We start from the raw sequence: 18,818 nt of genomic DNA, 5'->3' as shown, positions 1-18,818 counted from the left end.
TGCGCTGATCGATGTGCTCAGGTGCTCAGATGCTCGGGTGTTCAGATGCTCAGGTGTTCGGGCCATGATCCCAGACCGCGGATCCGGGATCGCGCGGGGAGTACGCGTTAGATTCGTAAGTGGTAGGTAGTGGGAGATGGTGCGCCATGCCGAGCCGACTGATCCGTACGGGAGACGAGCCACTGCACGCGCGCAGCCCGCTGCGCCTGCGGTGTGCGCTGGCCCTGTGGGGCCTGGCCTGGACCGTCGCGGGCACAGTGGCCTTCTGGATGGTCCACCGGCCCGGCTGGGCGGCCGCCTGCGGGGTGCTGGCCGCCCTCACCCTCACCGATCTGGTGCTGGTCCTCCGGCACATCCGGCAGGGGCCGCACTACCAGCCCGGCCGCGACGTGCCGCCGTACGCGCCGGTGCGCGGCCCCCGCCCGGCGGAACCGCGGGGGCCGAGGCTCAGCCGTTTTCGCCGAAGCGCGCGGCCTTGACGAAGTCCGGGCGCGGGTCGAGCGCCGCCGCCAGGCGGAAGTGGCGGGTGGCCTCGGCGGGGCGGTTGGCGCGCTCCAGGGTGCGGCCGAGGGCGAAGTGGGCGAAGGCGTTGTCCGGTTCCCGCTCCAGGACGAGCTGGAACTCCAGCTCCGCCGCTCGCAGCTGCGCCGCGCCGAAGAAAGCGCGCGCCCGCAGCAGCCGGGCCGCGGTGTTCTCGGGGTGGGCGGTGATGACCGAGTCGAGCAGCTTCACCGCGCCGCGCGGGTCGCGGGCGGCCAGCAGCTGCTCGGCCGCGCGGTAGTCGATGACATGGGTCTCGGGCGTGGGCTCGGGCACAACCGTTTCCTTCCCGGAGCGCGCTGACGACCACCGTCGGCGCGAGCTGGTCGTCGGACGAGGTGATCGTCTGGTACGGGTGATCGTCTGGTATGGGTGATCGTTGGTACGCGCTACACAACAATGACGCCATACGGCGCATTCCCGCCAGAGCCCCGGCGCCGGCGCACCGCGGTGGCGGTCCGGTCAGCCCTCGGTCCGGGCGCCGCCCGTCGTACGCTCGACCAGGTCCGCCCAGACCTTCGCGACCTGCGGCTCCAGCTCCTCCAGCGGGCCGTCGTTGTCGATCACCACATCGGCCACGGCCAGCCGCTCCTCACGCGTCGCCTGGGCCGCCATCCGGGCGCGCGCCTCCTCCTCCGTCATCCCGCGCAGCCTCACCAGCCGGTCGAGCTGGGTCCCGGGCGCCGCGTCGACGACCATCACCATGTCGTACAGGGGCGCCAGGCCGTTCTCCGCGAGGAGAGGGACGTCATGGACGACGATGGCGTCCGGCCCGGCGGCCGCCTCCAGCTCGGCGGAGCGGGCGCGGACCAGGGGGTGCACGATCGCGTTCAGGGCGCGCAGCCGCTCCGGGTCGCCGAAGACGATGCCGCCGAGCTTCGGGCGGTCCAGACCACCGCCGGGAGCGAGGACGCCGGGCCCGAACTCGGCGACCACGGCCGCCAGTCCGGGCGTCCCCGGCTCGACCACCTCGCGGGCGATCCGATCGGAGTCGATCAGTACCGCTCCGTACGAGGACAGCATGCGCGACACTTCGCTCTTGCCCGCGCCGATTCCGCCCGTGAGTCCCAGCCTCAGCATGGGGTCAGCCTATGCGGTCCCGGCCGTAGGCGGTCCAGACCCGCACACGGTCCAGACCGTACGCGGTCCAGGCCGTCCCCACGCGGCTCTAGGCCGGCCCATCGCCCTCCCGCTCGGCCAGGAAGCGCTCGAACTCGGCCCCCAGCTCATCCGCGGAGGGCAGCTCGACCGGCTCGGCGACCAGGCTGCCTCGGCTCTCCACCCCGGCCACCGCGTCGTACTGGTGCTCGAGGCCGCGGACCAGCGCGACGAGGTCCTCGTCCCCCTCGGAGATCTGCCGCTCGATCTCCTCTTGGGTCTTGTGCGCCTCGTTGCGCAGCGCGTGGGCCGCTCCGGGCAGCACCAGGCCGGTGGCCGCGGTGATCGCCTCCAGCGCGGTGAGCGCCGCGTCGGGGTAGGCGGAGCGGGCCAGATAGTGCGGCACATGAGCGGCGACGCCGAGCACATCCAGGCCGGCCTCGGCGAGCCGGTACTCGATGAGGGATTCGGCGCTGCCGGGCACCTGGGCCTCGTCGAAATAGCCCCGGTGACCTGGCATCAGATCGGAGCGGTTGCCGTGAGGGGTGATGCCGACGGGACGGGTGTGCGGCACGCCCATGGGGATGCCGTGGAAGTTCACCGACAGCCGCACCCCGAGCCGCTCGATCAGCTGCCGCACGGCCACCGCGAACCGCTCCCACTCCACATCCGGCTCGGGCCCGGAGAGCAGCAGGAAGGGGGCCGCGGTCGCGTCGCGCAGCAGGCGCAGCTCGATCGCGGGGGTCTCGTACGCGGTCCAGTGGTCGCGCTTGAAGGTGAGCAGGGGGCGGCGCGCCCGGTAGTCGACGAGCCGGTCGTGGTCGAAGCGGGCGACGACCTGGTGCGGCAGGCCGTCGAGCAGCCGTTGCACGATCTGGTCGCCGGTCTCGCCGGCGTCGATGTAGCCGTCGAAGTGGTAGAGCAGCACCAGCCCGGCCGAGTCCCGGGAGGTTATCGCGTCGACTTCCGCGAGTCCGCTCGGCTCCCACTCGTACAAATCCTGCGGATCTAGCACTGTGACCGCTCCTCCTTGTGTTCCGTTCGGGGAACGTCGGGCGAGGGCGCGGCATTCCCGGCCCTCGCCCTCGAGTTCGCGTCGTCGCACGACCAGCCCGCGGCTAACGTACGCGGCGGCGCGGAGCGGTGACGGCCTTTCGGCCGGAACAGAAGGCGTCAAGCTACCGTCCAATACCGGTCACACGGCCCCATGAGGGGGTTGACGCGCCCAGGTGACGCCCCTAGCTTCGCGATCCGTCAGAGGTTCACGCTGTCGTCTCACGTTCAGCCACAAGAACATTTGCGCGTCACGAAGGTGCCACCCCTGACCACGGCAGGAAGGCGGAACCCCCCATGCATCCCCGCACCCCCACCCGCACCCGGGCCCTGATCGCCGCACCCGCCGCCGGCATCCTCGCCATGGGCGGGCTGGTCGCCGCCGGCACGGCCGCGGAGGACGGCCGCGAGCACTCCGTCCGGCTGATCCCGGTCTCCGACGCGGCCCAGCTCAAGGACGCCCTCGCGGCGGCCAGGCCCGGCGACACCATCGAGCTCGCCGACGGCACCTACCGCGGCGGCTTCGTGATCACGTCCTCCGGGACCTCCGGCTCCCGGATCACGCTCACCGGCTCCCCGAAAGCGGTGCTCACGGCGAGCGACGGCTATGCGTTCGGGCTGCACCTGAACGGCGCCTCGTACTGGACGGTCCGGGGCATCACGATCACCGGCGGCCGCCAGGGCATCATGATCGAGAAGGCGGAGAGCGTCACGGTCGACTCCGTCACCGTGCAAGGGGGCGCCTAGGCGCTGAGGATCGCCCGGACAGGACCCAGCCGTCCGTGGGCGTGAGCGTGCGCCCCCACCCGGACATGCGCGGGCGCGGGCCGCGCCAGGCATGCGTAAGGCCCGCTCTCCAGGAGAGCGGGCCTTACGTCGATCAGCCGTTCAGCCGGTCAGCCGGGGCTGCCCCGGCCGGAGCCATGGGCAGCCGAGCTCAGCTCTGGCCGCCGGCCAGCTTCTCGCGGAGCGCGGCCAGCGCCTCGTCCGACGCCAGGGCGCCGGAGTTGTCGGCCGACTCCGAGGAGTACGAACCGCCGGACGCCTGGCCACCCTGCGCCGGGGCGGCGCCGCCCGCCTCGGCAGCGGCCTGCTCGTCGGCCTCGCGCGACTTGATGACCTGCGCCTGGTGCTGCTCGAAGCGCTGCTGCGCCTCGGCGTACTGGCGCTCCCACTCCTCGCGCTGCTTCTCGTAGCCCTCGAGCCAGTCGTTGGCCTCGGGGTCGAAGCCCTCGGGGTAGATGTAGTTGCCCTGGTCGTCGTAGGACGCGGCCATGCCGTACAGGGTCGGGTCGAACTCGACCGCGGACGGGTCGGCACCGAAGGACTCGTTGGCCTGCTTCAGCGAGAGGCTGATGCGGCGGCGCTCGAGGTCGATGTCGATGACCTTGACGAAGATCTCGTCGTTGACCTGGACGACCTGCTCCGGGATCTCCACGTGGCGCTCGGCCAGCTCGGAGATGTGGACCAGGCCCTCGATGCCCTCGTCCACGCGGACGAACGCACCGAACGGCACCAGCTTGGTGACCTTACCCGGGACGACCTGGCCGATCTGGTGGGTCCGGGCGAACTGCTGCCACGGGTCTTCCTGGGTCGCCTTGAGCGACAGGGACACGCGCTCGCGGTCCATGTCGACGTCCAGGACCTCGACCGTGACCTCCTGGCCGACCTCGACGACCTCGGACGGGTGGTCGATGTGCTTCCAGGACAGCTCGGAGACGTGGACCAGACCGTCGACGCCACCCAGGTCCACGAAGGCACCGAAGTTGACGATGGAGGAGACGACGCCGGAGCGCACCTGGCCCTTCTGGAGGGTGGTGAGGAAGGTCTGGCGGACCTCGCTCTGGGTCTGCTCCAGCCAGGCACGGCGGGACAGGACCACATTGTTGCGGTTCTTGTCGAGCTCGATGATCTTGGCCTCGAGCTCCTTGCCCACGTAGGGCTGAAGGTCGCGGACGCGGCGCATCTCCACCAGGGAGGCGGGGAGGAAGCCACGGAGGCCGATGTCGAGGATGAGACCACCCTTGACGACCTCGATGACGGTACCGGTGACGATGCCGTCCTCTTCCTTGATCTTCTCGATGGTCCCCCAGGCACGCTCGTACTGGGCACGCTTCTTCGAGAGGATCAGGCGACCTTCCTTGTCCTCCTTCTGGAGAACAAGAGCCTCGATCTCGTCGCCGACGGCCACGACCTCGTTCGGGTCGACGTCGTGCTTGATCGAAAGCTCGCGGGAAGGAATGACGCCTTCGGTCTTGTAACCAATGTCGAGCAGGACCTCGTCCCGGTCGACCTTCACGATGACGCCGTCGACGATGTCGCCGTCGTTGAAGTACTTGATCGTCTCGTCGATCGCGGCGAGGAAGGCTTCCTCGGAACCGATGTCGTTGACCGCCACCTGCGGGGTGGTGCGGGTTGCCTCGGTGCTGCTCGTCATGTGGGAAAGGGCTCCGGTACGGACATGAAGTCGTAGGTACTGCTACGCCGAGGACCCGTATCGCACTGCAGAAGCCGGACAGCCTCGGAGGCGTTGATCTCTTCCCGAGGGATCGAAAAGCGCCTCGGTGACCGAGGGGACATACATACAGATGCGAGCGCGGCCTGCTCCGTCTGAGGCGCGCAGGCCCGCAGCGCAACTTGTAGCATACGGGGGCAGCCGGGCAGGGTCAATGCACGAAGAGCACACGCGGGACATTTCGTCCCAAGCCCGGCAAGTCGCACGGTCCGTGCTGCGACGCGGAGTCCAGCCGTTCCCCACAGCCACAGGTCGATACAGAGAGTACGACGACGCGCCCGATGGTCCAAGAACACATGCCCCGTGCAACCGACGAGCCCGGCACGCCCGGCGCCTTGGGAGATCCCCTGGCTCCCGCGGCGAGCGAGCCCGAGGAGGAACCCACAGCCACCCGGCGGATCGCCGGCGACGCGGAGTCCAGCCGGGCCAGCCGCGGCTGGTGGGACCGCAACGCGGACGAGTACCAGGAGGAGCACGGCGGCTTCCTGGGCGACGACCGCTTCATCTGGGGCCCCGAAGGGCTCGACGAGGCCGAGGCCGGGCTGCTCGGGCCGGCGGACCACCTCAAGGGCGCGGCCGTCCTGGAGGTCGGGGCCGGCGCGGCGCAGTGCTCCCGCTGGCTGGCGGCCCAGGGGGCGCGGCCGGTGGCGCTCGACATCTCCCACCGCCAGCTGCGGCACGCGCTGCGGTTGAACGCCGAGGACGGCGCAGCGGGCGCGGCCGGGCCGGGGCCGGTCGCGCTCGTCCAGGCCGACGCCACGGCGCTCCCCTTCCGGGACGCCTCCTTCGACCTCGCCTGCTCGGCGTACGGGGCGATCCCCTTCGTCGCCGACCCGATGCGGGTGATGCGCGAGGTCCACCGGGTGCTGCGGCCGGGCGCGCGGTGGGTGTTCTCGGTGACGCACCCCATACGGTGGGCGTTCCCTGACGAGCCCGGGCCCGAGGGGCTGAGCGTCGCCGCCTCCTACTTCGACCGCACACCGTACGTCGAACAGGACGAGACGGGCCGTGCCGTCTATGTGGAGCACCACCGGACGCTGGGCGACCGGGTGCGGGACGTGGTGGCGGGGGGCTTCAGGCTGCTCGACCTCGTCGAGCCGGAATGGCCCGCCTGGAACGGCCAGGAGTGGGGCGGCTGGTCCCCGCTGCGGGGAAATCTGATCCCGGGGACGGCGATCTTCGTATGTGAACGGGACTGAAGCGGCGGAGCGGGGCTGACAGGATGATCCGATGACCGCCCGCCGTACGCCCAGCGAGCCCCGAAAGCCACGCACGCCCCGTACGCCCCGTATGCCCCACCTGCCTCGCACCGACGCGCTCGAAGCGCTTCCCGTACGCGACGCCGTGCCCGCCCTGCGGCGTGCGCTCGACGCCCGGGGCGCGGCGGTGCTGTGCGCCCCGCCCGGGACCGGCAAGACGACGCTGGTGCCCCTGGCGCTCGCCGGAGCGACCGGCGGCGGGCCCGCCCGGCGGGTGCTGGTCGCCGAGCCGCGGCGGATCGCGGCGCGGGCCGCCGCGCGGCGGATGGCGTGGCTGCTGGGCGAGGACGCGACCGGCGGCCGGGTCGGATTCACGGTGCGCGGGGAGCGGCGGGTGAGCCGCGAGACCGTGGTGGAGGTGGTCACCACCGGAGTGCTGCTGCAGCGGCTGCAGCGCGACCCCGAGCTCGCCGGAATCGACGCGGTGGTGCTCGACGAGTGCCACGAACGGCACCTGGACGCCGATACTGCCGCCGCCTTCCTGCTGGACGTACGGGCCACCCTGCGGCCCGACCTGTGGCTGATCGCCGCGTCCGCGACCACGGACGCCGAGGGCTGGGCGCGGCTGCTGGGCGCGGACGACGAGGCGGCGCCGGTCGTGTCCGCCGAGGGCGCGTCCCATCCGGTCGAGGTGGTGTGGGCACCGCCCGCGCGCCCCCTCCGCCCGCCGCACGGGATGCGGGTGGACCCCGCCCTCCTCGACCATGTCGCGGCGGTGGTGCGGCGGGCGCTGCGCGAGCGGGAGGGGGACGTGCTGTGCTTCCTGCCGGGCGTCGGGGAGATCGCACGGGTCGCGGGGCTGCTCGGCGGTGCCGACGCGGAGGTGCTGCAGGTGCACGGGCGCGCCCCCGCCGCCGTGCAGGACGCGGTGCTCGCGGGCGCGGAAGCGGCGGGGCGACGGCGGCGGGTGGTCCTGGCGACCTCCGTCGCCGAGTCGAGCCTGACCGTGCCGGGCGTACGGGTCGTCGTGGACTGCGGGCTGGCGCGCGAGCCGCGGATGGACCACGCGCGTGGCCTGAGCGCGCTGACGACCGTACGCGCCTCACGGGCCGCGGCCCGGCAGCGGGCCGGCCGGGCCGGGCGTGAGGCGCCGGGCACCGTCTACCGCTGCTGGCCGGAGGCCGAGGACGCCCGGCTGCCGCGCTTCCCGTCCCCGGAGATCAGCGTCGCGGACCTGACTGCGTTCGCGCTGCAGGCGGCGTGCTGGGGAGACCCCGACGCCTCCGGCCTGGCGCTGCTCGACCCGCCGCCGGGCGGTGCGCTGACCGCCGCACGCGAGGTGCTGACCGCCATCGGCGCCGTGGACGGCGCCGGACGGGCCACGGACCGCGGCACCCGCATGGCCCGGCTGGGCCTCCACCCCCGGCTCGCGCGGGCGCTCCTGGACGGCGCGCCGGAGGTCGGCGCGCGCCGCGCGGCGGAGGCCGTGGCCCTGCTCAGCGAGGAGCCGCCCAGGGAGTACGGCGACGACCTGGCAGCCGCGTGGCGCACCGCCCGGCGCGGCACGGACGCGTACGCCGCCCGCTGGCGCCGGGAGGCCCGCCGCCTCGAGGGCGCGTTGCGGTCTTCCGGACATCCGGCGGCGGAGGCGGCTGGAGGTGAGGCAGTGGCGGCTGGAGGTGAGACGGAGGCGCGTACGGGCGTCCCCAGCGCTGGAACGCGGCGCCACGACGGGCCGAGCGCCGGCGCGCCGGGCGCGGATAGCCACGACGCGGGCGCGCGGGACAAGGGAGCGCCCGCTGTCGCCGCGGAAGAGACAGCCGCACAGGACGTTGCAGCAGTGGGCCCGCCAGGACACGCCGCCGCCGCACCAGCGGCGGCCCGCCATGGGCAGGCACGGGCCGACAACACCGCCGACCGCACCGCGCCGGGCGCCCGCGTCGCGGGGCCGGTGAGTGACGACGCCGTCGTGGGGCTGGTCGCCGCGTTGGCGTTTCCCGAGCGGGTGGGGCGGCGGCGGGGGGAGCGGGCGTATCTGATGGTGTCCGGCACCGGCGCGGAGCTCGGTGAAGGGTCTCGGCTGCGGGACGCGCCGTGGCTGGCGGTGGCGGTCGCGGACCGGCCCGTCTCGGCGGCGTCGGCGCGGGTGCGGCTGGCGGCCGTCGTGGACGAGGAGACGGCTCGTCTCGCGGCGTCGGCCCTTCACGAGCGGCGCGAAGAGGTCGGCTGGTCCGGCGGGGACGTCGTGGCGCGCCGGGCGGAGCGGCTGGGGGCCGTGGAGCTGGCGGCGCGGCCGCTGGCCGCGCCCGATCCGCGGCTGGTGCGCGCCGCGCTGCGGGACGGGCTGCGCGGCGAGGGGCTCGGGCTGCTGCGCTGGTCCGACGATGCCGTCGCCCTCCGGGAGCGGCTGGCCTTCCTCCACCGGGAGCTGGGCGGCCCTTGGCCGGATGTGTCCGACTCGGCGCTGCTGGCGGAGCTGGACGCCTGGCTGGGCCCTGAGCTCGACCGGGCGCGGCGGCGGGCCGACCTGGGGCGCGTGGACACCGGCCGGGCGCTCGCCAGGCTGCTGCCCTGGGCTACCGGGGACGCGGCGCGCTTCGACGAGCTGGCCCCCGAGCGGGTACGGGTCCCCAGCGGCTCGCGGGTGCGGGTGGACTACGGCCAGGAGCAGCCCGTGCTGGCCGTCAAGCTGCAGGAGCTGTTCGGGTGGCAGGAGACGCCCCGGATCGCGGGCGGCCGGGTGCCGCTGCTCGTACACCTGCTGTCACCGGCCGGGCGCCCCGCCGCGGTCACGGCCGATCTGGCGTCGTTCTGGCGGGAGGGTTACCGGTCCGTCCGCGCCGAGCTGCGCGGCCGGTATCCCAAACACCCCTGGCCGGAGGACCCGGCGACGGCCGAGCCGACGCGGCGTACCAACTCCCGTCGCTGAGCCCGCCGGGCCCCGAGCCTCCGACCCGGCGCGCACGCTCCCACCCCGAGCGGCCCGTCAGCACTCGATGAGGCCGCCGAAGTCGCCCGCCCCCGGGAACTGCCGCCCGGCCGGGTACGGGGCGATCCACACCAGCGCCTGCTCGAAGGTGTCGTACGAGCCGCTGTCCGTGCACTGGCCTACCACCAGCGCGTTCCCCCCGCAGCGCCACGCCGCGTAGTTCCAGGGCGACTTGCTCTCCTCGTGGCGCACGGAGACCTCCGGGTCCCCCAGCCGCTCGGTGAACAGGGCCACGGCGGCCCGCCACTGGGCGTCGAAGTGCGCGCGGTCGGTGTGCCGCTCGAAGCGCCACTCGGGGTCGTCGGCGTGGTGCCTCTCCAGCCAGTCGATGTTGCCGCTCAGCCCGCCGACGGCCAGTTCCTCGTCGAAGTCGTCGGCCTCGTAGTAGTAGCAGAACGGCAGGTGGCACGCCTCGTCCTCCTCCTGCTCCTCAGGCGGCGCGGCGAACCATTCGGGGACGACGTAGTGCCCGGTGTTGGTGGCGAAGGCGGCCGTCCAGGGGACGTCGTCGACCGGCGTCCAGCCGAAGCGTTCGGCGGCGGCCGCGGTGGCGCCGGGCGTCCATTCCAGGCGCGCCAGTTCGGCGAGCTGGTCGGCGAGTTCGGGGCTGGGCAGGCAGGTGGTGGTAGGCATGGGCGTACGGTACGGGCTCGCACTGACAGAGCTGACAGACCCGGCAGAACCGATAGAACCGGCAGAACCGGCAGTCCCGATGGCCTCGGCGAGCATCGACAGCCCCGTCGGGCCGATCACACCGGGGCGGGCACGGGCTGTGGCGCCGGGGACTCGTCGCGGGCCTCGGTGCCGCTGCCCGGGCGGCGGCCACGGGCCTCCAGCACGAGGGAGAGGGTCAGCAGCCCGGCGGCGAGGGCGAGGAAGCCCCAGGGCAGGTAGGTGGTGAGCAGGAGGACCAGCTGCCGCTGGGACTTGACCATCTTCACGGTGTGCTCGATGTAGTCCTCGCGCATCTTCACATGGCCGGAGAAGACGGTCACCTTGTCGCGGCCGCCGAGCAGCGTGCCGCCGCGCAGCTCCTCCCGGTGGATCTCCTCCCCGTTGACGGGCGCGCCGGTGGTGGGCTCGACCCAGAACATGCGCTTGGTGGAGTACCAGCGGGTGGTGCCGGCCTTGCGGACGGTCTCGGGGGTGATGCCCTCGACGGGCATGGTTTTCGGCAGCTTCACCTTCGTCCAGGGGATCGTCTGCTCGAAGTAGTAGACCTTCAGACCGCGGAAGTCCCGGGTGCCCTTGTAGTGGATGGGCGCGGAGGTCCTGGTCTGGGCGTCGAAGTAGGTGTAGTCGCGCTTCTCGGTGAGGAAGGGCCACTTGAACTCGATGCCTTCCCGGCGGACCGGGTCCCCGTCGACGTGTTCGCCGCCCTGGTGCACGGGATCCTGGGAGTGCGCGTCGAAGACATAGCGCTCGGGGATCTTGGAGACCATCTTGCCGTCGGGCCCGGCGATGTACGACAGGGCGTCCCAGACGACGACATCGCGCCCGGCCGCCTTCCCGGCCTTCTTCGCCGCGTCGACGTTTCCGCGGAGCGTCTGCACGATGCTGACCTTGGAGACCTTCTTGGGCCGCATGGTGCCGTAGTCGAGCAGCACGGCGGGCTTGGCCTCGAGGACGGCGGTCTGGTACTCGCTGGGCGGGATCTTGGCCAGCCGCGGGAAGGCGTACCAGCGCAGCAGCGGCGACAGGGCGGCGAAGAAGACGGCGAAGGCGAGCAGCACCAGGCTGGCTTTGCGGCGCATGGCGGGATGTCCCTCCCTCGGGGCTCAGGGGTGCTCGGGGACGGTGGTGAGCAGCGGTTCGGGGGAGGTCTTGCCGCTGGGGGCGCCGATGGCCGTCACCGTGAGGACGAGGGCGAGGGCGGCGGCCAGTCCGATCGCGGCGGCGGCGAGGGCGCGCATGTCTCAGCCTCCGGTTGCTGCGGCGTACGGGCGCTCTGACGGGGCGTCAGGGCTGGGGCACCGTAGCAACGCGGGCCGAAGATGAGAACACGAAGCAACACGGGGATGTGAACGCGTGCGGGCAGACATCGCACCGCCCCTGGGCCCGGTGGGGGCGCAGGGGCGGTGGGGCGGCGCTCGGTGGCGTCGGCCGGTTACTTGGCCGTGGGCTCGGATGTGGGCTCGGCCGAGGGCTGATCCGTGGGCTGAGCCGCGGGCTCGGTGACGGTCAGCTCGATGGTCAGGGTCGCGCCGTCGGCCGTGGTGAGGCGGAGCAGGAAGGTGCCCGCGTGGTCGTCGGTGTAGATCTTGGGGAGGACCAGCTGCCCCGTGGCGTCCGTCTTCAGGGTGGTCAGGGTGCGGGTTGGCTTGCCCTGGGCGTCCTTGAAGTAGGGGCCCTTGTCGTTCTCGGTGGGCTTGTCCGTCGCCTTTGCCGCATCGTCGGCGATCATGGTGGCGTTCACCGCCACACCGGCCGCGGCCTTGCCCTTGTAGGTGGCCTTGACGGCGACCACGTCGGCGAAGGAGCTGCCGGTCTCGGCCTTGAGGTCCTTGTCGGCGGTGCGGGCCAGCGCATCGGCCCGCGGCGCGGGGCGGGCCTTGACGGTGGCGTCGAAGTCGGCGGCGGCCACGGTGCGGCCGACGACCGTGACCCGGACGGTGAAGGAGCCGGTGGTCTCGCCCGCGCGCAGCGCCGGAGCGGTGGCGGTGCCGTCGCTGCCGGTCATGACGCTGACGCGGGTCGCGCCCCAGGGGAAGCGGGCGTCCGTCTCGCCGCGGATCTCGAACTGCACGCGCACGCCCGCGACCGGCTTGCCGTCCGCGGTCTCGGCGCGGACCCGGGGCTTGTCGGCGAACTGCTCGCCCGCCGTGGCCGTCAGCTCCGTGGCGCCTACGGCCTTGAGCCGGGCGGCGGTGGCCGGGTCGGGCGTCTCCGGGGAGGGAGTCTCCGGGGAAGGGGTCTCCGGAGAAGGAGTCTCCGGGGAGGGCGTCTCGCCCCCGCCCGAGCCGGTCGAGGGGGGCTCGGGGGTGGGGCTGTGGTCGCCGCCGGGCTCGGTCGGGTCGGGCAGCGGCCTGGGGCTCTCCGAGCCACCGCCGCCGTGGTCCTTGCCGCCGCCCGAGCCGCCGCTGTTCTTGGCCGGGTCGGGCTTCACGCCGGTGCCGTCGGGCACCTCGTGGGTGCCCTTCTTGTAGTACTCGAACCAGGACAGGACGGTGGCCAGGTATTCCTGCGAGTGGTTGTACCCGAGGATCGCCCGGTCCAGATCGGCCTTGTCCGACAGATCCCGGCCGTCCGCGCACAGATACGCGCCGGCCGCGAGCGCGGCGTCGTAGATGTTGTTCGGGTTCTTCTCGCCGTCACCGTTGCCGTCCCGGCCCCAGGTGGCCCACGTGGACGGGATGAACTGCATGGGCCCGACGGCCCGGTCGTGGGTGGTGTCCCCGTCGTACGCGCCGCCGTCGGTGTCGGTGATCCTGGCGAAGCCGTTGCCGTTGAGCACGGGGCCCAGGATGGGCGTGTACGTCGTGCCGTCGGCGTCGACCCGGCCGCCGCCAGCCTGGCCGGACTCGACCTTGCCGATCGCGGCGAGCAGCTGCCAGGGGAGGTTGCAGCCGGGCTTGGACTCCTTGAGCGCAGCCTCGGCCTTCTTGTACGCGTCGAGCACGGTCGCGGGTATGCCCGCCTCGGCTTCCGCGACGCCGTCAGGCAGCCCCGGCAGGTCGATCGATGTGCCGGGCTTACCGGGCTTCTGCAGGGGCGGCAGATCGGTGTGGTAGGACGAACCGCCGTCGACGGGGGTGTCGGACGGAGGTGGTGGTGGCGACGTCTCGCCGGCGCTGTCGTGGTGCCCGTCCCGGGCCGTGCCGGCGAACCCGGGGGCCTGCGAGGCGGTGAGAGCGGCCATCACGACCGCCGCCACCGCCGTCGTGGCCGCTCCCCTGCGCAGTCGTCGGCCGATGTGCGGTGCCATCCGTATGTCCCTCCCTGTCGAGCACTGCGCGCGCTCCCCCACGTCAACCCTCGTGACACTACGGCAACTTACCGCCTCGCAGCTACCGGGCGTACCGCCCGATTCGCCCCTCTCCTGCAGTCCGTTCGGCCCGGAAATGCCCTTAATGCGCCGCCGATTCCCAGTCGGTCCCGGCCCCGACGGACACGTCGAGCGGGGCCCGGAGGTGGAAGGCTCCGGCCATTTCCCGGCGCACCAGGGCCTCCACGCGCTCCCGCTCCCCCGGGGCGACCTCCACCACGATTTCGTCGTGCACCTGGAGCAGCATCCGCGACGACAATTTCTCCTTTGTCAACGCCTCGTCCACCCGAAGCATCGCGATCTTCACGATATCGGCGGCGGTGCCCTGGATCGGGGCGTTGAGCGCCATGCGCTCGGCCATCTCGCGGCGCTGGCGGTTGTCGCTGTTGAGGTCCGGGAGGTAGCGGCGGCGGCCGAGCATGGTCTCCGTGTAGCCGATGGCCCGGGCCTCGTCGACGACCCGCTGGAGATAGTCGCGCACCCCGCCGAACCGCTCGAAGAAGGTGTCCATCAGCTTGCGCGCCTCGTCCGGTGTGATGCCCAGCTGCTGGGACAGGCCGAACGCCGACAGCCCGTACGCCAGCCCGTACGACATCGCCTTGATCTTGCGGCGCATCTCCGGGTCCACCGCGGACTTGGACACGCCGAACACCTGGGAGGCGACCGTGGTGTGCAGGTCCTCACCGGAGGTGAACGCCTGGATCAGGCCCTCGTCCTCGGACAGATGGGCCATGACGCGCAGCTCGATCTGGCTGTAGTCGGCGGTCAGCAGCGACTCGAAGCCCTCGCCGACGACGAAGCCGCGCCGGATGGCCCGGCCCTCGTCGGTGCGCACCGGGATGTTCTGCAGATTGGGGTCGGTGGAGGAGAGCCGGCCGGTGGCTGCCACGGTCTGGTTGAAGGTGGTGTGGATGCGGCCGGCGGGGGCGATGGTCTTGATCAGGCCCTCGACGGTGGAGCGCAGCCGGGCCTGCTCGCGGTGGCGCAGCATGATCACGGGCAGTTCGTGGTCGGTCTGCGTGGCCAGCCAGGCCAGCGCGTCCGCGTCCGTCGTGTACCCGGTCTTGGTCTTCTTGGTCTTGGGCAGGCCGAGCTCGCCGAAGAAGACCTCCTGGAGCTGCTTGGGCGAGCCGAGGTTGAACTCATGGCCCACCGCGGCGTGTGCCTCCTTGACGGCCTGCTGCACGGCCGCGGCGAACTGCTGCTCCATGCGGTCCAGCCACTCGCGGTCCGCCGCGATGCCCGCCTTCTCCATGCGGGCCAGCAGCGCGGAGACGGGCAGCTCGACATCGCGCAGCAGCTCCACCGCGCCGACCTCGGCGAGCCGCTCGCCGAACGCCCCGCCGAGGTCCAGGATCGTCCGGGCCTGGATCATCAGGGCGTCCTGCTCGGCCTGCTCGTCGGTGCCGAAGGCCAGCTGCCCGCTCTCCGCGGCGGCGGCCGGGGACAGCTCACGGCCCAGGTACTCGACGGACAGGGCGTCCAGCGCGAAGGAGCGGCGGCCGGGCTTGACCAGATACGCGGCGAGCGCGGTGTCCATGGTGACCCCGGCCACGGTCCAGCCGTGCTCGTCGAAGACCCGCATCACGCGCTTGGCATCGTGCATCACCTTCGGCCGGTCCGGATCCGCGATCCAGCGGGCGAAGGCCCGCTCGTCGGGCTCGTCCACCGCCGACGGGTCGAAGCAGACGGCGGGGCCCGAGGCGGCGGCCAGGGCGATCTGGCTGACGCTGCCGCTGCCCAGCGCCCAGGTGTCGACGGTGGCCAGGCCCAGGGGCTCGGCGCCGTACCGCTCCAGCCAGGGGGCCAGCTCGCCCGAGCCGATCACCACGCCGTCCACCTCGACGCCGGGGGCCGCGGCCGCGGGCTCCTCCTCGGCGGTGCCGGGGTCGACGGCCAGGACGCGGTCCCGGAAGTTCTGGTGGCGGAACTCCAGCGCGTCCATGATCACCGACAGCGCCTGCCGGTCGTACGGAACGCGCTTGAGGCCGTCGGGGCCGAGGGGCAGCTCGACGTCCCGCACCAGCTCGGTCAGCTGACGGTTGAGCTTGACGGCCTCCAGGTGCTCGCGGAGCTTGTCGCCGACCTTGCCCTTGACCTCGTCGACCCGCTCCACCAGCTCCGCGAAGGAGCCGAACTGATTGATCCACTTCGCGGCGGTCTTCTCGCCGACGCCCGGGATGCCGGGGAGATTGTCCGACGGGTCGCCGCGCAGCGCGGCGAAGTCCGGGTACTGCCGCGGGGTGAGGCCGTACTTCTCCTCGACCTTGGCGGGGGTGAACCGCGTCAGCTCGGAGACGCCCTTCGTCGGATAGAGGACCGTGATGTGGTCGCTGACCAGCTGGAACGAGTCGCGGTCGCCGGTGACGATCAGCACCTCGAAGCCCTCGGCCTCGGCCTGGCAGGCGAGGGTGGCGATGATGTCGTCGGCCTCGAAGCCCTCGACCGCGAAGCGGGTGATGTTCATCGCGTCGAGCAGCTCGCCGATCAGCTCGACCTGCCCCTTGAACTCGTCGGGAGCCTTGGAGCGGTTCGCCTTGTACTCGGTGAACTGCTCGGAGCGCCAGGTCTTGCGCGAGACGTCGAACGCCACCGCCAGATGCGTGGGCTGCTCATCACGGAGCGTGTTCGCCAGCATCGAGGTGAAGCCGTAGATCGCGTTGGTGGTCTGGCCGGTGGTGGTGTTGAAGTTCTCCGCCGGCAGCGCGAAGAATGCCCGATATGCCAGGGAATGCCCATCCAGCAGGAGCAGCCGGGGGCGGTCTCCCGCACGGTCGGCGGTCGCGGGCGCTGCGGTCTTCTTCGATGCTTTCTCTGCCACGCCCCCGATCCTGCCACGCCCCACCGACAACGCCGCCGCTCGCACCGCGAGCGGCGACCGTCGGTCACCATGGCAGGATCGGGGGCGGGCATTTCGCCACTCGCGTAGGGAGAAGCGACGTGACTCCGCTCACCGCCGAAGCAGCGGGCTTCCAACCCGAAGGGGTTGCGGTCCAGCCCGAACCGATCCCCGAAGAGACAGCAGAATGATACTGCACCGTCACGCACCGCAAAGCCACGGAAGGTGAGTTACATGGCAGCCAAGCCGCCCGCGGGCGACCCAGTGCAGGACGCACCCGAGGTGGCCGCACCGCAGCACGCCGCCGCCGGGCTGCCGGCCATCGGCCACACCCTGCGGATAGCCCAGCAGCAGATGGGCGTGCGCCGCACCGCGCTCACCCTGCTGCGGGTCAACCAGAAGAACGGCTTCGACTGCCCGGGCTGCGCCTGGCCCGAGGGGGACAAGCGCCACAAGGCCGAGTTCTGCGAGAACGGCGCCAAGGCCGTCGCCGAGGAGGCGACGCTGCGCCGCGTCACCCCCGAGTTCTTCGCCGCCCACCCCGTCGCCGACCTCGCCACCCGCAGCGGCTACTGGCTCGGCCAGCAGGGGCGCCTCACCCAGCCGATGTACCTGCCCGAGGGCGCCGCGTCGTACGAGCCGGTGACCTGGGATCGCGCCTTCGAGATCATCGCCGAGGAGCTGACCGCCCTCGCCTCCCCCGACGAGGCCGTCTTCTACACCTCGGGGCGCACCAGCAACGAGGCCGCCTTCCTCTACCAGCTCTTCGCCCGCGAATTCGGCACCAACAACCTGCCCGACTGCTCGAACATGTGCCATGAGTCCTCCGGCTCGGCGCTGACCGAAACCCTCGGCGTGGGCAAGGGCAGCGTGCTGCTGGACGACCTGCACCAGGCCGATCTGATCATCGTGGCCGGCCAGAACCCGGGCACCAACCACCCGCGGATGCTCTCCGCGCTGGAGCGGGCGAAGACCGGCGGCGCGAAGATCATCAGCATCAACCCGCTGCCCGAGGCGGGCCTGGAGCGGTTCAAGAACCCGCAGACGCCGCGCGGCCTGGTGGGCGGCGGCACCGCGCTCACCGACCTCTTCCTGCAGATCCGGCTGGGCGGCGACCAAGCCCTCTTCCGCGCCCTGAACCGGCTGATCCTGGAGGCCGCCGAGACCACCCCCGGCGCGGTTGACGAGGCGTTCGTACGCGAGCACACCCATGGGTTCGAGGAGTTCGCCGCGGCCGCGCGCGCCGCCGACTGGGACGAGATCCTGCGCGCCACGGGCCTGGAGCGGGCCGAGATCGACCGGGCGCTGCACATGGTCCTCGCCTCCCGGCGCACCATCGTGTGCTGGGCGATGGGCCTGACCCAGCACAAGCACTCGGTGCCCACCATCCGGGAGGTCGTCAACTTCCTGCTGCTGCGCGGCAATGTGGGCCGCCCCGGCGCCGGTGTGTGCCCGGTGCGCGGACACAGCAATGTGCAGGGCGACCGCACCATGGGCATCTTCGAGCGCCCCGCCCCGGCCTTCCTGGACGCCCTGGAGCGGGAGTTCGGCTTCGCCCCGCCCCGGGAGCACGGCTTCGACGTCGTACGGGCCATCCGCGCGCTGCGCGACGGGCAGGCCAAGGTCTTCTTCGCCATGGGCGGCAACTTCGTCGCCGCCTCCCCCGACACCGAGGTGACCGAGGCCGCGATGCGCCGCGCCCGGCTCACCGTCCATGTGTCCACCAAGCTCAACCGGTCCCATGTGATCACCGGCGCGCGGGCGCTCATCCTGCCCACGCTCGGCCGCACCGAGCGCGATCTGCAGGGCGGCGGCGAACAGTTCGTCACCGTCGAGGACTCCATGGGCATGGTGCACGCCTCGCGCGGGCGCCTCGCACCCGCGAGCCCCGGGCTGCTCTCGGAGCCCGCCATCGTCGCCCGTATGGCCCGGCGGGTGCTGGGGGCCGAAAGCCGCACCCCCTGGGAGGAGTTCGAGAAGGACTACGGCACGATCCGGGACCGCATCGCGGCCGTGATCCCCGGCTTCGAGGACTTCAACGCCCGGGTGACCAAGCCCGGCGGCTTCGCGCTGCCGCACGCCCCGCGCGACTCCCGCTCCTTCCCCACCGCCACCGGCAAGGCCAACTTCACCGCCGCGCCCGTCGAGTACCCGAAGGCACCCGAGGGCCGGCTGCTGCTGCAGACCCTCCGCTCCCACGACCAGTACAACACCACCATCTACGGCCTGGACGACCGCTACCGGGGCATCAAGAACGGCCGCCGCGTGGTGCTGGTCCACCCCGAGGACGCGCGTGAGCTCGGCCTCGCCGACGGCTCGTACGCGGACCTGGTCAGCGAGTGGACGGACGGCACCGAGCGCCGCGCGCCCGGCTTCCGCGTCGTCCACTACCCGACCGCGCGCGGCTGCGCCGCCTCCTACTACCCGGAGACCAACGTCCTGGTCCCGCTGGACTCCACGGCCGACACCAGCAACACCCCCGCCAGCAAGTCCGTGGTGGTGCGTCTGGAATCAAGCGACCCCGCCTAAGCGTTTGCTCAGTCGACTGGCAGGATTCGGCCATCGGCACAACGACGGCAGGACACCCGAGCGAAATGGAG

The 18,818-nt window shown here is 72.3% G+C and carries 14 protein-coding genes; 5 read left to right on the top strand and 9 right to left on the bottom strand.

The annotated features are described in order from the left end of the window. Positions 1-146: 146 nt before the first annotated feature. A complete protein-coding gene (locus tag ACFZDL_RS12445; RefSeq protein WP_353593008.1) occupies positions 147-479 on the top strand; it encodes a DUF6343 family protein in 333 nt (110 codons plus the stop codon). On the opposite strand, the gene ACFZDL_RS12440 is transcribed toward ACFZDL_RS12445, so the two are convergent. The 3 genes from ACFZDL_RS12440 to ACFZDL_RS12430 form a co-directional block, all read right to left on the bottom strand. Further along, positions 448-816, bottom strand: coding sequence for a tetratricopeptide repeat protein (locus tag ACFZDL_RS12440; protein WP_065958464.1), 369 nt, complete (start codon positions 814-816; stop codon positions 448-450). The genes ACFZDL_RS12445 and ACFZDL_RS12440 overlap by 32 nt on opposite strands. Before the next feature lie 186 nt (positions 817-1,002). Next, a complete protein-coding gene (gene coaE, locus ACFZDL_RS12435; RefSeq protein ID WP_353593007.1) occupies positions 1,003-1,620 on the bottom strand; it encodes a dephospho-CoA kinase in 618 nt (205 codons plus the stop codon). Positions 1,621-1,708: 88 nt separating this feature from the next. Further along, on the bottom strand, positions 1,709-2,653 hold the full coding sequence (locus ACFZDL_RS12430; protein WP_353593006.1) for a PAC2 family protein: 945 nt from the start codon (positions 2,651-2,653) through the stop codon (positions 1,709-1,711). A 335-nt stretch (positions 2,654-2,988) separates the two neighbouring features. Between ACFZDL_RS12430 and ACFZDL_RS12425 the strand changes: the two genes are divergently transcribed. Beyond that, complete coding sequence (locus ACFZDL_RS12425; protein WP_353593005.1) at positions 2,989-3,438, top strand: hypothetical protein; 450 nt, start codon at positions 2,989-2,991, stop codon at positions 3,436-3,438. 190 nt (positions 3,439-3,628) lie between these two features. Here the strand turns inward: ACFZDL_RS12425 and rpsA are convergent, their stop codons facing one another. Beyond that, the gene (rpsA, locus tag ACFZDL_RS12420) at positions 3,629-5,128 is read right to left on the bottom strand and encodes a 30S ribosomal protein S1 (protein WP_346175183.1); all 1,500 of its coding nucleotides are present in this window, start codon (positions 5,126-5,128) and stop codon (positions 3,629-3,631) included. Positions 5,129-5,487: 359 nt separating this feature from the next. Here rpsA and ACFZDL_RS12415 point away from each other — a divergent pair, with 359 nt between their 5' ends. After that, the gene (locus ACFZDL_RS12415; protein ID WP_391191013.1) at positions 5,488-6,405 is read left to right on the top strand and encodes a methyltransferase domain-containing protein; all 918 of its coding nucleotides are present in this window, start codon (positions 5,488-5,490) and stop codon (positions 6,403-6,405) included. 91 nt (positions 6,406-6,496) lie between these two features. Further along, positions 6,497-9,334 carry an ATP-dependent helicase C-terminal domain-containing protein gene (locus ACFZDL_RS12410; protein ID WP_353593003.1) on the top strand — a complete coding sequence of 946 codons (2,838 nt, stop codon included), beginning with the start codon at positions 6,497-6,499 and terminating at the stop codon, positions 9,332-9,334. A 57-nt stretch (positions 9,335-9,391) separates the two neighbouring features. Here ACFZDL_RS12410 and ACFZDL_RS12405 read toward each other — a convergent pair whose 3' ends face one another. From ACFZDL_RS12405 to polA, 5 genes are all read right to left on the bottom strand, one after another. Further along, positions 9,392-10,027, bottom strand: a complete 636-nt coding sequence (locus tag ACFZDL_RS12405; RefSeq protein ID WP_353593002.1) for a hypothetical protein — start codon at positions 10,025-10,027, stop codon at positions 9,392-9,394. Between the two features lie 116 nt (positions 10,028-10,143). Continuing rightward, positions 10,144-11,148 carry a DUF3068 domain-containing protein gene (locus ACFZDL_RS12400; protein ID WP_353593001.1) on the bottom strand — a complete coding sequence of 335 codons (1,005 nt, stop codon included), beginning with the start codon at positions 11,146-11,148 and terminating at the stop codon, positions 10,144-10,146. 24 nt (positions 11,149-11,172) lie between these two features. Then, positions 11,173-11,307, bottom strand: coding sequence for an SPW_0924 family protein (locus tag ACFZDL_RS12395; RefSeq protein ID WP_353593000.1), 135 nt, complete (start codon positions 11,305-11,307; stop codon positions 11,173-11,175). A 194-nt stretch (positions 11,308-11,501) separates the two neighbouring features. Further along, positions 11,502-13,319, bottom strand: coding sequence for a lytic transglycosylase (locus ACFZDL_RS12390; RefSeq protein WP_353592999.1), 1,818 nt, complete (start codon positions 13,317-13,319; stop codon positions 11,502-11,504). 142 nt (positions 13,320-13,461) lie between these two features. Beyond that, positions 13,462-16,200: a DNA polymerase I gene (gene polA, locus ACFZDL_RS12385; RefSeq protein ID WP_353592998.1), complete on the bottom strand. Its 2,739-nt coding sequence runs from the start codon at positions 16,198-16,200 to the stop codon at positions 13,462-13,464. 252 nt (positions 16,201-16,452) lie between these two features. Here polA and ACFZDL_RS12380 point away from each other — a divergent pair, with 252 nt between their 5' ends. Beyond that, positions 16,453-18,747, top strand: coding sequence for an FdhF/YdeP family oxidoreductase (locus ACFZDL_RS12380; protein WP_353592997.1), 2,295 nt, complete (start codon positions 16,453-16,455; stop codon positions 18,745-18,747). Positions 18,748-18,818 lie beyond the last annotated feature (71 nt).

The sequence above is a fragment of the Streptomyces sp. NPDC007917 genome, assembly GCF_042959105.1.
Lineage (GTDB): Bacteria > Actinomycetota > Actinomycetes > Streptomycetales > Streptomycetaceae > Streptomyces.
Note: the sequence above shows the minus strand (reverse complement) of the source record. Positions and strands in the feature narration are given on the sequence as shown.